The organism is Campylobacter sp. LR291e (genome assembly GCF_008633915.1).
Lineage (GTDB): Bacteria > Campylobacterota > Campylobacteria > Campylobacterales > Campylobacteraceae > Campylobacter_D.
Genome location: NZ_VJNV01000035.1, coordinates 39,824 through 53,516 on the forward strand (window position 1 = coordinate 39,824; position 13,693 = coordinate 53,516).

General features: G+C 30.4%; 15 protein-coding genes. All 15 read left to right on the forward strand.

The features are described 5' to 3' along the window. Nucleotides 1-3 precede the first annotated feature (3 nt). On the forward strand, nt 4-312 hold the full coding sequence (locus FMM58_RS07670; protein WP_150140731.1) for a YbaB/EbfC family nucleoid-associated protein: 309 nt from the start codon (nt 4-6) through the stop codon (nt 310-312). After that, complete coding sequence (locus FMM58_RS07675) at nt 309-1,400, forward strand: PDZ domain-containing protein (protein ID WP_150180548.1); 1,092 nt, start codon at nt 309-311, stop codon at nt 1,398-1,400. Before FMM58_RS07670 ends, FMM58_RS07675 begins: the two co-directional genes overlap by 4 nt. Then, nucleotides 1,400-2,239 (forward strand): polyprenyl synthetase family protein, encoded by an 840-nt coding sequence (locus FMM58_RS07680; protein ID WP_150180570.1) that lies wholly within the window; start codon nt 1,400-1,402, stop codon nt 2,237-2,239. The genes FMM58_RS07675 and FMM58_RS07680 overlap by 1 nt, the downstream gene beginning before the upstream one ends. 9 nt (nt 2,240-2,248) lie before the next feature. Further along, on the forward strand, nt 2,249-4,141 hold the full coding sequence (gene tkt / locus FMM58_RS07685) for a transketolase (protein ID WP_150140727.1): 1,893 nt from the start codon (nt 2,249-2,251) through the stop codon (nt 4,139-4,141). 92 nt (nt 4,142-4,233) lie between these two features. Beyond that, the gene (locus FMM58_RS07690; RefSeq protein WP_150140725.1) at nt 4,234-5,340 is read left to right on the forward strand and encodes an ABC transporter permease; all 1,107 of its coding nucleotides are present in this window, start codon (nt 4,234-4,236) and stop codon (nt 5,338-5,340) included. Nucleotides 5,341-5,343: 3 nt separating this feature from the next. Next, a complete protein-coding gene (locus FMM58_RS07695) occupies nt 5,344-6,066 on the forward strand; it encodes an ABC transporter ATP-binding protein (protein WP_150140818.1) in 723 nt (240 codons plus the stop codon). A gap of 2 nt (nt 6,067-6,068) precedes the next feature. After that, the gene (locus FMM58_RS07700; RefSeq protein ID WP_150180549.1) at nt 6,069-6,962 is read left to right on the forward strand and encodes an MlaD family protein; all 894 of its coding nucleotides are present in this window, start codon (nt 6,069-6,071) and stop codon (nt 6,960-6,962) included. Continuing rightward, a complete protein-coding gene (locus tag FMM58_RS07705) occupies nt 6,962-7,555 on the forward strand; it encodes an ABC-type transport auxiliary lipoprotein family protein (RefSeq protein ID WP_150140721.1) in 594 nt (197 codons plus the stop codon). The genes FMM58_RS07700 and FMM58_RS07705 overlap by 1 nt, the downstream gene beginning before the upstream one ends. 49 nt (nt 7,556-7,604) lie before the next feature. Continuing rightward, complete coding sequence (locus FMM58_RS07710; RefSeq protein ID WP_150180550.1) at nt 7,605-8,120, forward strand: flagellar FLiS export co-chaperone; 516 nt, start codon at nt 7,605-7,607, stop codon at nt 8,118-8,120. 185 nt (nt 8,121-8,305) lie between these two features. After that, nucleotides 8,306-9,703 (forward strand): Fe-S-containing protein, encoded by a 1,398-nt coding sequence (locus FMM58_RS07715; protein ID WP_150151111.1) that lies wholly within the window; start codon nt 8,306-8,308, stop codon nt 9,701-9,703. Next, a complete protein-coding gene (locus FMM58_RS07720; RefSeq protein WP_150140715.1) occupies nt 9,693-10,955 on the forward strand; it encodes an ABC transporter permease in 1,263 nt (420 codons plus the stop codon). Before FMM58_RS07715 ends, FMM58_RS07720 begins: the two co-directional genes overlap by 11 nt. Then, nucleotides 10,945-12,066 (forward strand): ABC transporter permease, encoded by a 1,122-nt coding sequence (locus FMM58_RS07725; protein WP_150180551.1) that lies wholly within the window; start codon nt 10,945-10,947, stop codon nt 12,064-12,066. The genes FMM58_RS07720 and FMM58_RS07725 overlap by 11 nt, the downstream gene beginning before the upstream one ends. After that, nucleotides 12,067-12,714: an ABC transporter ATP-binding protein gene (locus FMM58_RS07730; RefSeq protein WP_150151114.1), complete on the forward strand. Its 648-nt coding sequence runs from the start codon at nt 12,067-12,069 to the stop codon at nt 12,712-12,714. Next, nucleotides 12,711-13,190, forward strand: coding sequence for a TlpA family protein disulfide reductase (locus tag FMM58_RS07735; protein ID WP_150140709.1), 480 nt, complete (start codon nt 12,711-12,713; stop codon nt 13,188-13,190). Before FMM58_RS07730 ends, FMM58_RS07735 begins: the two co-directional genes overlap by 4 nt. Further along, entirely contained in the window at nt 13,151-13,639 is a 489-nt protein-coding gene (locus FMM58_RS07740; protein WP_150151117.1) for a thioredoxin family protein, read from the forward strand. Before FMM58_RS07735 ends, FMM58_RS07740 begins: the two co-directional genes overlap by 40 nt. Nucleotides 13,640-13,693: the final 54 nt, after the last annotated feature.

Below are 13,693 nucleotides of genomic sequence, written 5' to 3' on the forward strand. Positions count from 1 at the left end.
TAAATGTTTGAAAATATGGATTTTTCTAAAATGGGTGAGCTTTTAAGTCAGGTTCAAGAAAAGGCAAAGAGTTTAGAATTGGAACTTGAAAATCGCGAATTTAGTGCTAAAAGTGGAGCCGGGCTTGTTAAGGTGAGTGCAAATGGCAAGGGTGAAATAATCGATGTTAGCATTGATGATTCTTTACTTGAAGATAAAGAATCACTACAAATTTTATTAATCTCTGCTATAAATGATGTACTAGCCATGGTAGCACAAAATCGCAATAGCCTAACAAGCGATGTTTTAGGTAGCTTAGGGGGAAAATTATGAGAGTATTTTTAGTATTTTTGTTAAGTTTAGGCTTTTTATTTGGCGTTGAAAGACCAAAACTTGAAGACTTTGTTGCTTGTTATGAAAAAAATAAGGCAAGCGTTTTAACCTATGAGGGCTTACCAGCCTTTGCTTTAAGTGAAAATTTGCTAGCTGTTTTAAAACAAGAAAATACAAAGCTTAACAAATATGTAAAGTACGACCCTTTTTTAAATTTGTATCTTGTAAAAACTGAATTTAGCCTTATTCCTACAAGAATGATAGAAGAACAAAATTTAACTCGCAATGATTGGGTAGGTATATTAGACCCTAGCCGTGCCTTTATAGGGCATATTAAGTATCTAGCACAAGATATTAACGAAAAGGACCAGCTTGATTTTACTACAAAAATCGGACTTTTAAATAGTCCTTGTTGTAATATGCTAGGCATTGGGCTTGATAATGGGGCCTTTATAGGCAATAGATACTTAAAACATTTTATGAAGTATAATGATGTCTATTGGGGTGATATAGGCGTTGATTTTGCTGTTAGGGAAAATAAAATTTATGTAAATAGCGTTAGAAAAAACGGGCAATTTTTAATAAATGATGAGATTGTAAGCGTTGATGGAGAGATTGTAAAAGACCTTAGAAAATTAAATGAAAAAGTACTTTTTGCTGATAGAGGTAGTACGCTTTATTTTGGCGTTATAAGGGATAATTTTGATTTAAATATATCAACCTTGGTTACTGAAAAGGATTTAAGTCGTTTTAATTTACCAGATAATAAGCCAAAACCCGTTCCAACAGGATATAGAAGTAATCTTGGCTTACACATTAATAAGGCTTTAGTGGTTACAAAGGTTGATGCAAATTCAAAGGCTTCTTCGGCTGGTTTTATGGTAGGAGATAAAATTTTACGCATTAATAATAAAGTAGTAACAAGTACTCAAAATATCCAAGATATACTAGCAAATGGTAATGATTTTAATGTTTTAGTAGAAAGAAAAAGAGAAAAATTACCCTTGCATGGCTATGGTGATAGTATAGGAATTTACGCAGACAAGGGCGATGGTAAATTTCAATTTTTCATAAGGTTAAATAAGTGATAAAGACACTTTTTACCCAGCATTTAAAGCACAATTTACCCTTTGTAAAAAGCTTTCACCCCTTTTTTAATAAAGCACTTTCTCAAATGCTTGAAAGTGGTGGAAAACATTTTCGTGCCCAACTCTTACTTGGCGTAGTTAATGTAAAGTATCCAGAATATCTAAAAAAAGCACTTGATGCAGCACTAGCCTTAGAATTTATCCATACTTATTCACTTATACATGATGATTTACCTGCTATGGATAATGCAGATTTAAGAAGAGGAATTGCCACTTTGCATAAAACATATGACGAATCAAGTGCTATTTTAGTAGGAGATGGCTTAAATACCGAGGCTTTTTTGGTACTTTCAAAGATGAAAATTAAAAAAAGCATTAGATTAAAGCTTATAAAAACGCTTAGTTTTAACGCGGGAATTAACGGCATGGTGTTAGGACAAGCCTTAGATTGCTATTTTGAAAATAAAAAACTTGATTTAGAGTCTTTAAAATTTTTACACATTCACAAAACTGCAAAATTAATAGCAGCAAGTTTAAAAATGGGTGGGCAAATTTGCAAACTTAGCAAAAAAGAAAATAAAAAGCTTTATAACATAGGCTTAAAATTAGGACTTGCCTTTCAAATAAATGATGATATCATAGATGCTACAATGTCTAGTTCTCAAAGTGGCAAAACTAGTTTAAATGATAGTGATAAAAATTCCTTTGTAAATTTATTAGGACTTGAAGAAGCGAAAAATAGCCTTGAAAGCTTAAAAAATGAATGTTTTCTTTCTTTAAAAGAAGTAGATAAAAATATAGGTCTTATGATAAAAGAACTAATCAAACAATATTTATGAGGATAATTAATGCAAACACAAATTCTAGCTTTACAAGCAAATACTTTAAGATTTTTAAGTACAGATATGATAGAAAGGGCAAATAGTGGCCATCCAGGGGCACCCCTTGGCTTAGCTGATATAATGGCAGTTTTAAGCTATCATTTAGTGCACAATCCTAAAAATCCACACTGGCTAAATCGCGATAGATTAATTTTTTCAGGAGGACATGCAAGCGCCCTACTTTATAGCTTTTTACATTTAAGTGGCTATGATTTAAGCTTAGATGATTTAAAAAATTTTAGACAACTTCACTCAAAAACCCCGGGTCACCCTGAAATTTCAACTCCTGGCGTAGAAATTGCTACAGGTCCCTTAGGTCAAGGCGTGGCAAATGCAGTTGGCTTTGCTATGGCGGCTAAAAAGGCTGTAAATTTACTTGGCGATGAACTTATCAATCATAAAATTTATTGTTTGTGTGGGGATGGCGATTTACAAGAAGGAATAAGTTATGAAGCCTGTTCGATAGCAGGTTTACACAAGCTTGATAATTTAATAATAATTTATGATAGCAATGAAATTTCAATAGAAGGCAATGTAAATTTAGCCTTTAATGAAGATATTAAACAAAGATTTATAGCACAGAACTTTGAAGTATTTAGTATAAATGGTCATGATTATGATGAGATAGATAAAACCTTAAATTTAGCAAAAAAAGCCTTAAAACCTGTATTAATCATAGCAAAAACAACCATTGCTAAAGGGGCTTTAGAACTTGAAGGAAGTCATAAAAGCCACGGAGCTCCCCTTGGGGCTGATTTGATTAAAAGGGCTAAGGAAAAACTAGACTTTAAGGATGAATTTGAGATTGATGAAAGTGTTAGACTGCGTTTTGAAAGTGCTATTGAAAGAGGTGATTTAGAAGAAGCAAAGTGGAATAAAATTTTAAAAGAAAATGGTAAAGAAAACCTTTTAAACGAACTTTTAAAACCAAATTTTAATGATATTAAATTGCCAGATTTAAAGGGACAAGATATGGCGACAAGGGATAGCAATGGCTTAATAATTAACGAGATTGCTAAACAATTAATAGGTTTTTTAGGTGGAAGTGCAGACCTCGCCCCTTCAAATAAGACAGAATTAAAACAAATGGGCGATTTTGTAAGTGGTAAAAATATTCATTTTGGCATTAGAGAACACGCCATGGCTGCCATTAATAATGCCTTTGCAAGATATGGAATTTTCTTACCTTTTTCGGCTACCTTTTTTATTTTTAGTGAGTATTTAAAACCTGCTGCAAGACTTGCTGCTTTAATGAAATTAAAACACTTTTTTATATTTACGCACGATAGCATAGGCGTTGGAGAAGATGGCCCTACTCACCAACCTATAGAACAATTAAGCACATTTAGGGCTATGCCAAATTTCTTAAGCTTTCGTCCGGCTGATGGTCTTGAAAATGTAAAAGCTTGGGAGATAGCTTTAAAAAGTAATTGTCCTAGTGCTTTTGTTTTATCTCGCCAAAAGCTTAAAGCCTTGCCTAATAGCGTATATGGCGATATTAGCAATGGAGCTTACTTAATAAAAGAACATGAAAATGCAAAATTTAGCCTTCTTGCAAGTGGTAGTGAGGTAAATCTTTGTTTAGAAGTGGCAAAGGAACTTGAAAAAAAAGAAATTTCATGCAATGTAATATCCATGCCTTGTTATGAACTTTTTGAAAGACAAGATAAAGCTTATAAACAAAGACTTTTAAAGGGCTTAGTAATAGGCGTTGAGGCCGCAAATTCAAAAGAACTTTATCAATTTTGCGACAAGCTTTATATTATAGAAAGCTTTGGAGAAAGTGGCAAGGATAAAGACGTGTTTGAGTATTTTGGATTTAGCAAAGAAAAACTTTTAAACTTTGTACTTAAAAATTAATTCTTAATTAATAATTTTGTAATATACTTTACATTTTTAAAAAAGGATTAAGAAAAATGACTTTAAAAAATTTGGAATTTTAAAATTAAAAAATGGCAAATTTTAATATTCAAAACGATAGCTTTTTGCTTTTTGGTAGCTGGGATAAAGATAATATTTATAAACTTGATTTAAAAAATATACTAAGTAAGATTAAAACAAGAAAGCTTATAATTGATTTTAAAAATCTAAAATTTATTGATATGACAGGGGTGAGATTTGTACTTGCCCTTGAAAATGACTTAAAAGCAAAGGGCGTAATGGTTGAGAGAATAAATTTAAACGAAAGGTTTGAAAATCTTTTTTCCCTTTGTCAAAAGCATTTTATACGCGTTAAAAAGATACAAAAAAAGAAAACAAGTATAAAAGAACGTTTTGAGAATTTAGGCATATTAACGCATAATTTATTTAAAATTTTATATAGATTTATTAATTTTATCGGGGCTTTTTTTGCAAGTTTTGCGAGATGCGTTAAAAATCCTAAACATTTTCGTTTTATTTCTTTTTTATATCACATTGAAACCTCTGCCCTTGAAGCCTTGCCTATTATTATCTTAACCTCTTTGCTAGTTGGTATTGTTTTAGCCTATCAAGCAGCTAATCAATTACAACAATTTGGGGCAAATATTTTCATAGTTGATTTAATGGGAATTTCAGCCACTAGAGAACTTGCCCCCTTAATAGTAGCTATTGTAATAGCAGGTAGAAGTGCCAGTGCTTATACAGCCCAAATTGGAGTTATGAAAATAACTGATGAGATTGCAGCTATGAATACTATGGGTTTTCGTAGCTTTGAATTTATCATATTGCCTAGAGTTATGGCCCTTGTTATTGCTATGCCTTTAATCGTGGCTGTTGGGGATTTTATAAGCATAGTTGGAGGAATGATAATAGCACAAATTAGCCTTGATGTAAGTGCTATTGAATTTATTCGTAGATTTCACGAGGCAGTGCCCTTAAAACACATTGTGATAGGACTTGTAAAGGCCCCTATTTTTGGCTTTTTAATAGGGCTTATTGCTTGTTTTAGGGGCTTTGAGGTGAAAAATACCACTCAAAGCATAGGAATTTACACTACAAAAAGCGTTGTAAATGCAATTTTTTGGGTGATTGCTTTTGATGCTTTATTCTCAATAGTATTAACAAAAATGGGGCTTTAAATGGTGGTTGTAAGGGCTGAAAATATTAAAACGCGTTTTGGTTCTAAGCTTATACATGATGGAGTAAGCTTTAATATAAAAGAAAATGAAATTTTTGGCATTTTAGGGGGTAGCGGTAGTGGTAAATCTGTGCTTTTAAAGCAAATGTTAATGCTTGAACATTTTGATAGTGGAGAATATGAAATTCTAGGCTATAAATTAAAAAATATAAGTCAAAAAAACGCCTTAAAATTGCAACAAAAATGGGGCGTGGTTTTTCAATTTGCTGCCCTATTTAGCTTTTTTAGCGTCTTTGAAAATATAGCCATACCCTTAAAAGAATATACAAAACTAGATAACATGGCCATTTATGAAATTGTCTTAATGAAGCTTAAAATGGTGGGCTTACAAGAACATGTTTTAAATCTTTATCCTAGCGAATTAAGTGGGGGTATGCAAAAAAGAGTGGCTATTGCTAGGGCTTTAGCACTTGATAGTAAGCTTTTGTTTTTAGACGAGCCAACCTCGGGACTTGACCCTTATAGTAGCCGTGAATTTGATGAGTTAGTTTTAAACCTTAAACATAGTTTTGATTTAAATGTTATACTTGTAACTCACGATAAGAATAGCATGAAAACCCTGCTTGATAGATTTATCATTTTAGAAAATAAAAAAGTAGGATTTATAGGAACTTGTGAGGAGTTAGAGGAACAAAATGAAAGACTTTTTAAGAAATTTATGGAGTAAAAATGGAAAACAAGGCTAATTATTTTTTCGTAGGACTCTTTGTTTTTGGAGTGTTTTTTGCAAGTTTAGGCATTATGCTATGGCTTGGTGATTATGGAGAAAAAAAAGAAATTTTTGATTATTATGAAATTTATACAGAAGAATCTGTTTCAGGGCTTAGTATAAAATCACCTGTTAGACTTTTGGGCGTTGAAGTTGGTAATGTTGAAAAGATTGATTTTTTCACAAATGAAGGTCTTAAAATAAAAATTTTAATAAAGGTTAAAGAAAATATCCCTGTGAAAGAAGATACCTATGCAAGTCTTGAAACTACTGGTATTACAGGGCTTAAATATATACAACTTCAAGGAGGAACTAGAGAAAGCAATATGCTTACTAGCGTTAGTGGGGCCTTGCCTGTTATAAAAATGAAAGATAGTTTCTTTAAAAAGCTTGATGCACAGGGCGAGCATGTATTTTCTTTGATTAAAAAAACCGAAGAGGCCTCTAAACAATTACTTAGCGATAAGAATTTAAAAAATATAGAAATTTTATTATATAACATAGCTGAATTTAGTCAAAATCTAAACGCTCATTCAAAGGACCTTTCAAAGAATTTAACCACCTTGAGTGCTAAATTTATAGTAATGTCTGATAATATTTCTGCTTTGAGTAAAAAGCTACAAACTAGCTTAGATAGCGTGGATAAGGGCATTAATTCTATTAATGAATTTACTACAAAGGCTAGTAAAAAGCTTGATTCTTATGATAGCATTCGCTATAGCTTAACACAGGATTTAGAACTTTTAAAAAATGTGTTGCAAAATGCAAATTCTTTATTAATGCAACTACAAAAAAGCCCATCAAATTTGATATTTAAAGAAACAAAAACAAAATTAGCCCCAGGAGAAGAATAATGAAAAAATTTTTAATAGTACTTATAAGCTTAGTTTTTATATCTTGTTCTATCAAGGATGCACCTCAAGTTGATAAAACTCAAATTCTACGTCTTAAAAGTGAAAGTACATTAAATCTAAATAACACAAATAAAAGCATTAAAATTTTAACCCCTTCCATGCCTTCAATGTTAAACTCTAAGGATATTATATACGAACAAAATGGCATTATGCAAACTTGGGCTTATCACTTTTTTGAAGATACACCAGCTAAAATTATCACTTCTTTTTTGATTCAAAAAGCAACTAGTGGCTTTAAAGTGGTACTTAGTCAAGATAGCATTGTACAAAGTGATTTTATACTCGAAAGTAGACTTAATGATTTTACTCAAATTTATAATGAAAATGGTGAAAGTTATGTGCGTATAAGTATGGATATTACTTTAATTGATTCTAAAAATTTACAAGTAATTTTAAGTAAAAATTATATTAATGAACATGAAAAATTAGAAAATGATAATGTCAATTCTTTAAGAAAGGCCTTTGAGAATGCCTTAAATTCCATTACTAATTCTATTATTAAAGATTGTTCTTTAATGACTAGTAAAAATTAGGAACACTTATTGCTTTTTTAAAAACAAATGCAACTTTGAAGGATGAAAAATGAATGAGTTAGATGTTTTAAAAAAGCACTTAGGTGATGTTGATAATATAGGCGTATTTAAGGCTAAGCAAATTTGTTCTCAAATTAGCGATGCAAATGATTTTATAGGGGCTTTACAGGTTTTAGATATAGCCTTGAAAAAAATTCATACTAGCCTTAGTCAAAGGATTGATGAAAGCCTTGATGATATGCAAAAAAGGACCCTTGATGCTGATGCGTCTTCTATTATACAAAATTGTTCTTTTATGGGAACTGCTTTATTTGATAATGTCTTTAGCGTTTATGTGAGAAAGCAAAATTTTGAATTTGAGATTGCAAACCCCTTATTAGTGCTTGAAAAAAGCGATTATAACGGCGTTTTGGCCTATATAGAAGATAAAAGAGAAGAAATTTCAAATATCTTAGTTGATGTTACTATGGCTATTACTTTGGGACTTGATTTTTCAAATGCTGGTGTCTTTGAAGAAAAACAAACACAAAAATTTGACCTTAAAAATATTTTTGCTACTAAATAACCTTGCAAATTAGCAAGGTTATAATTCTTATCAAAATTTACATGTTAAATTAACTTTTCTTAAATAAACTTAAAGCCCTTAAAATATTATGTTAAACTTACAAATTTTATAAAATATTAAGCGATAACTTTGTATAAGTTCTCTTTAGAATAAAGAAAACCTTTATCAAAATTGAAAGAAGTTATATGAATATTTATTTTGTGCATTTCATAAGTTTTTTTATGCCACTTTTTATTTTTGTAAGTTTAATAGTGCCTAAAAAAGCTGTTTTAAATAATTTTTTAGCCTTATTTTTAGGTGTTTTATTTTCATATTTTGCATTTTTTATAGCAGCCCAGTTTCTAAAAACGCAAAATTTAGCCTTTGTTTTTAACTTTGTTTTTATTGTAACTTGCCTTTTTACCCCTATTTTGTTTTTTTGGCAAAATAAAATTTTATCTTATATAATAAGCTTTTTACTTAGCTTTTGCTTAGTGCTTGGATACTATACAATTTCACAAGACTTTCCTATTTTTAGTACCTCCTTACTTGATAGCGTTGCCATTTCTTCGCTTGGTTTTATAGGTCTTGGCATGGTTTTTTGTGTAGTGATATTTTTCTTTTTAAAATGGCAAAAAACATACAATAAAACACTTTCTTTTATCTTTTTAATCTTGCTTATCTTATTTGAATTTGACAAGGTTCTAGCTAACATTTTTCTTACCTTAATGAGAAATGATATAATCCCTACTTACTCAGTCTTGCTTAGTTTTGTAGCAAAAAGCCTTTATTTTGGTGGCTTTTTTATATATATTTATCTTTTTTATATAATTTTTCTAGCCTTTTTTACCCTAAGAATTCGCCTAGATATCAATCAAAAAAAGGGCTTTTTAGATAGTGAATTTAGAAAAAAAATAGCTCAAAGAAGCTTTGTAAATAATTATTTTATGTCAATTTTATTTATAAGCCTTTGTTCTTTATTTATCTTAGCTTATTTTCATACTATATCATCAAAACCTATTAAAATAGACCCTCCAACTGAACTTGTACCAAATGAAGAAGGAAATTTTGTCTTTAATGTAGATTTATTAAATGATAATAACCTGCACCGTTTTTCTTATGTAAGTTCAGAAGGCAAGGTAATAAGATTTTTCTTAATAAACAAAAGAGAAGATAAAAGCTCGCCCGTAGCCGTCTTTGATGCGTGTATGATTTGTGGTGATTTAGGCTATATTAAAAAGGGAGGGGAGTTAATTTGTATAGCTTGTAATGTTAGAATTTTCTTACCAAGCGTTGGTAAATTTGGAGGTTGTAATCCAATACCCCTAGAATACAAAGTAGAAAATGGCAAAATAATAATTGCCTTAAAAGATGTGGTAGCTGGGTCAAGTTATTTTAATGAGATTAAGGAGATTGAGGTAAGTGATCCTGTTTCAAAAGAAAAGCTTATTAATCTTAAAGCACCTTATTCTTATTCTTACAAGGGCATTACTTATTATTTTACAAATGAAAAAAATTACGAACTTTTCAAAGAAGACCCTGCTAAATTCGTAGATGAAAATAGTGCTATATTTTTAATTCAAAGGCGCAATGATGTTAGTTAACATGGTAAAAAATTCAATATTTAAAAATAAATTACAAAAATTTCTAGCCTTTTTAACCTGCTTTTTAGCTACCTTATTGATTTGTACTATGCTAAATATTACCCTTAGCATAGGCAATGAAATTACTAAACAATTAAGAAGTTATGGCTCAAATATAGTAGTTTTACCCAAAGGTTCAAGCCTTAGCATAGAAATAGGCAATCAAATTTATGAACCTTTGAAAAATAAAAGCTACCTAGAAGAAAAGGATTTAAAAATCATAAAAGAAATTTTTTGGCAAAACAATATAACGGCCTTTGCTCCTTTCTTAGAAGGAGAACTTAACATAAATGATAAAAAGGCTTTAGTTGTTGGGACATATTTTAATAAAGATATACCCTTGGAAGATGAAGATTTTCAAACAGGCATTAAAACCCTTTATCCCTTTATTGAAATTCAAGGAAAATTAGCTAAGGATGATAGCTTAGAAGAAATTATGCTAGGTGATGAATTTGCTACAAATAATAATCTAAAAATAGGCGATAAACTTTTATTAAACAACAAAGAAGTAGAAGTTGTAGGCATTATTTTACATGCAAACAAGCTTAGCAATAAAATTATCACCTCTTTAAAATTAGCCCAAAATTTATTTGATAAAGAAGGACTTTATGCAAGGGCTGAAGTTTCTGCTTTAACTATACCAGAAGATGATTTAGCAAAAAAAGCAAGAAGAGATGTGGCAAGTTTGGATGCGATTGAACATGATACTTGGTATTGTAGTGCTTATGTTGGTTCTATTGCTTATCAAATAGAAGAAGAATTGCCAGGAGTTAGTGCAAAGCCTTTAAATTCCATTAGCGATGCAGAAAGTTTAGTGGTTAAAAAAATTCAATCCTTAATGGGTGTTACAAGCTTAATTTGCATTATAGTAGCTAGCATTGCAATTGCTAGTTTAATGAGTTCTGAGATAAATTCACGCAAAAAAGAAATAGGACTTTTAAAGGTTTTAGGGGCAAACACCTTTCAAATTTATTTAATCTTTGCTAGTGAAAATCTCATTGTAGCCTTAGTCGCAGCAATTTGTGGCTTTATTTGTGGTATAGGAATTTCAGAATTAATAAGCTTTAATATATTTGGTTATTTAATACAAATTTCTTTTATAGCCCTGCCTTTAAGTTTAATCTTTGCAGGTTTTATTGCGATTTTGGGTTGTTTGTTACCTATTAAAAGCATTATGGGCTTATCGGCTTGGGAGGTGCTTTGTGGCAGGTAAATTTTTTATAACAGAAATTCTAAAAAGCCTTAGTTTTTCTTATCATAGGCTTTTTATAGTATTTTTATCAATCTTTATAGGAGCTATGGTAAGTTCAGCATTTTTAAATATTTATTTTGACATTGATATAAAGCTTTCAAGGGAGTTAAAGGCGTATGGAGCTAATATTAGCATTACTTCAAAGGATATTGAAAGAAATTTTATAGATAATGATGAGTTTAACACCATAAAAGAAAGCTTAAAAGCAAGGGCTATAACGCCTTTTTTATTTGATTTTTTAAATTTAGGAAGTACGAGTGGCATTGTTTTAGGTACTGATTTTCGCTCTTTAAAGGTTACAAAGCCCTTTTTAGAGGTTAAGGAAGGAAGTTTTAATCTAAGCGATTTTAATGATGATACTTGCTTTTTAGGCATTGACTTAGCAAAAAGCTTACAAGCAAAGGTTAGAAATAGCATTCAAATTTATAATCCTAACACTTCAAAAAGCGTTAAACTAGTGGTTAAAGGAATTCTATCAAGTAGCGATGAATTTGATTCTTTATTAATAGCCCCTTTAAAAATAGTTCAAAATTTAAGCAATATAAGTGGGATTAATTACGCAACTGCCGTGCTTGATGGTTCTTTTGAACAAATTAACGATAAAACTGCAAAGCTAAGTAATGATTTAATAAGCATAAAGCCTATTTCATCAGTATCACTAAGCGAGGCCATGGTACTAGATAAAATTAAGGCCTTAATGTTTTTAATAATATTAATTATTTTAGTAATAGTTACAACAAGCGTAAATACCACGCTTAGTTCTATTATTTTTTCAAGAAAAAAAGAAATAGCCCTGCGTTTAGCCCTTGGTGCTAAAAAAAATGAAATTTTAAAACTTTTTTCAAGCGAGTATGCTGTATTAGCCCTTATTTCTAGCATAATAGGGGCAAGTTGTGGGATATTTTTAGCAAACATTTTTGGTTATATGATTTTCAATGCAAGTATTGATTTTAGATTTTTTGCCTTAATTTTAGCAGTGTTAATATCTTTGATATTTTCAGCATTTGCAGCCTATTTTCCTATTAAAAAGGCTTTAAAAATCAATGTTTGCGATAATTTAAAAGGAGAATAAGTGAAAGAAATTATTAAAATTCATAATTTAAATAAAAAATTTGGCAAGGTAAAGGCCTTAAATAATATAAATTTAAGTGTTTATGAAGGGGAGTGGTTAGCCATTATGGGACCTTCTGGCAGTGGAAAATCCACGCTTTTAAATATTTTATCCTTAATGGATTCTCCAAGTAGTGGAGAGTATATATTAAATGATAAGCATTTGCAGGATTTAAGTGAAGAACAAAAAATCATTATTAGACGCGAAAAAATCGGTCTTGTCTTTCAACAATTTCACTTAATCCCCTATCTTAGTGCCTTAGAAAATGTAATGTTAGCACAATATTATCACTCAAGCCCTGATGAAGAAGATGCTAAAATGATGCTTGAAAAAGTAGGACTTTCTCATAGAATTTCTCACTTACCAAGCCAATTAAGTGGAGGGGAACAACAAAGAGTTTGCATAGCAAGGGCCTTGATAAATAATCCTGATATTATTTTAGCTGACGAACCAACCGGTAACTTAGACGAGACAAATGAACAAATCGTGCTTAACACATTAAAAGAACTTAAAAAAGAAGGTAAAACTATAATCTTAATCACGCATAATCCTGAGCTTGCAGAAAGTGCTGATAGGAGCATACACCTTCATCATGGTATAATGCAATGAAAAAAATTATTTTATCCTTTTTATGCGTATTTTTTTGTGCTTGTTTTAATGAAGAAAGTGTAGGAAAGGTAGGAAGTAAATCAATTGAAATTTTAGCTAAAAATATGCAGGGTGAAAACATTAAACTAAGCAATTCAAAGGCAAATTTAAAGGTCTTAGTTTTTTTTCAAAATGGCTGTTCATCTTGCCTTGAAGAATTACCAAGGCTTGATAAATTCGTGCTTGATAATAAAAACAAAATAGAAGTTTTTGCTATAAATTCAACCGATAGCAAGGAAGTAGTACAAGTAATAGCCGAACAATTAGGGCTTAAAAATGTGTATATTTTAAAGGATGATTTAAAGCTAACCTCGCAAAAATATGGCATTTACGCAACCCCCACTACAATTATAATTAAAGATAATCTCATAAAAGAAAGAATTCTAGGAGAAAAACCTTGGAAAAATATAGAATCAAAGCTTGTATCCTTTCTTTAATACTCATTTTTTTAAGTGCTTGTAGTGAAGAATTTAAAAGCATAAATACTAATGAAAGATTAGCATTTTCTTATAATGGCTTTGAAAAAACCTTGAGTTTAAATTCTAAATTAGATAATTTTTTGCTAGTTTTTTTTACTAAAGAATGCAATGTTTGCAATGAACAAATTCCTATTTTAAAAGACTTAGCCTTGAAAAATGATTTAAAAATTTTTCTTATTTTAGACGGGATTAAGGATGAAAACGAAGCTAGAATTTGGAGCAAAAAAAAGGATTTAAAATTAAGCACCTTTTATGAAAAAAGGGCTGGGAAATTTTTTTCAAGTGTGGTTAATGGAGTGTATGGAGTGCCCGTTTTAAGCGTGTTTAAAAATGGAAAAATGAGTGATAAATTCATAGGCTTAACACCTTTGTCTGTACTTGAAAAATCACTTTTTGAATTTAGCTAAATAATAGGCTAAATTTAATAAAAACTTTGTAAACAGCTTGACAAGAACATACTT

Excerpts from the sequence above, each read along its gene's own strand:
- FMM58_RS07670 (WP_150140731.1), top strand. The coding sequence starts at position 4 with ATGTTTGAAAATATGGATTTTTCTAAAATGGGTGAGCTTTTAAGTCAG.
- FMM58_RS07675 (WP_150180548.1), top strand. The coding sequence starts at position 309 with ATGAGAGTATTTTTAGTATTTTTGTTAAGTTTAGGCTTTTTATTTGGC.
- tkt (WP_150140727.1), top strand. The coding sequence starts at position 2,249 with ATGCAAACACAAATTCTAGCTTTACAAGCAAATACTTTAAGATTTTTA.
- FMM58_RS07690 (WP_150140725.1), top strand. The coding sequence starts at position 4,234 with ATGGCAAATTTTAATATTCAAAACGATAGCTTTTTGCTTTTTGGTAGC.
- FMM58_RS07700 (WP_150180549.1), top strand. The coding sequence starts at position 6,069 with ATGGAAAACAAGGCTAATTATTTTTTCGTAGGACTCTTTGTTTTTGGA.
- FMM58_RS07705 (WP_150140721.1), top strand. The coding sequence starts at position 6,962 with ATGAAAAAATTTTTAATAGTACTTATAAGCTTAGTTTTTATATCTTGT.
- FMM58_RS07710 (WP_150180550.1), top strand. The coding sequence starts at position 7,605 with ATGAATGAGTTAGATGTTTTAAAAAAGCACTTAGGTGATGTTGATAAT.
- FMM58_RS07715 (WP_150151111.1), top strand. The coding sequence starts at position 8,306 with ATGAATATTTATTTTGTGCATTTCATAAGTTTTTTTATGCCACTTTTT.
- FMM58_RS07720 (WP_150140715.1), top strand. The coding sequence starts at position 9,693 with ATGTTAGTTAACATGGTAAAAAATTCAATATTTAAAAATAAATTACAA.
- FMM58_RS07735 (WP_150140709.1), top strand. The coding sequence starts at position 12,711 with ATGAAAAAAATTATTTTATCCTTTTTATGCGTATTTTTTTGTGCTTGT.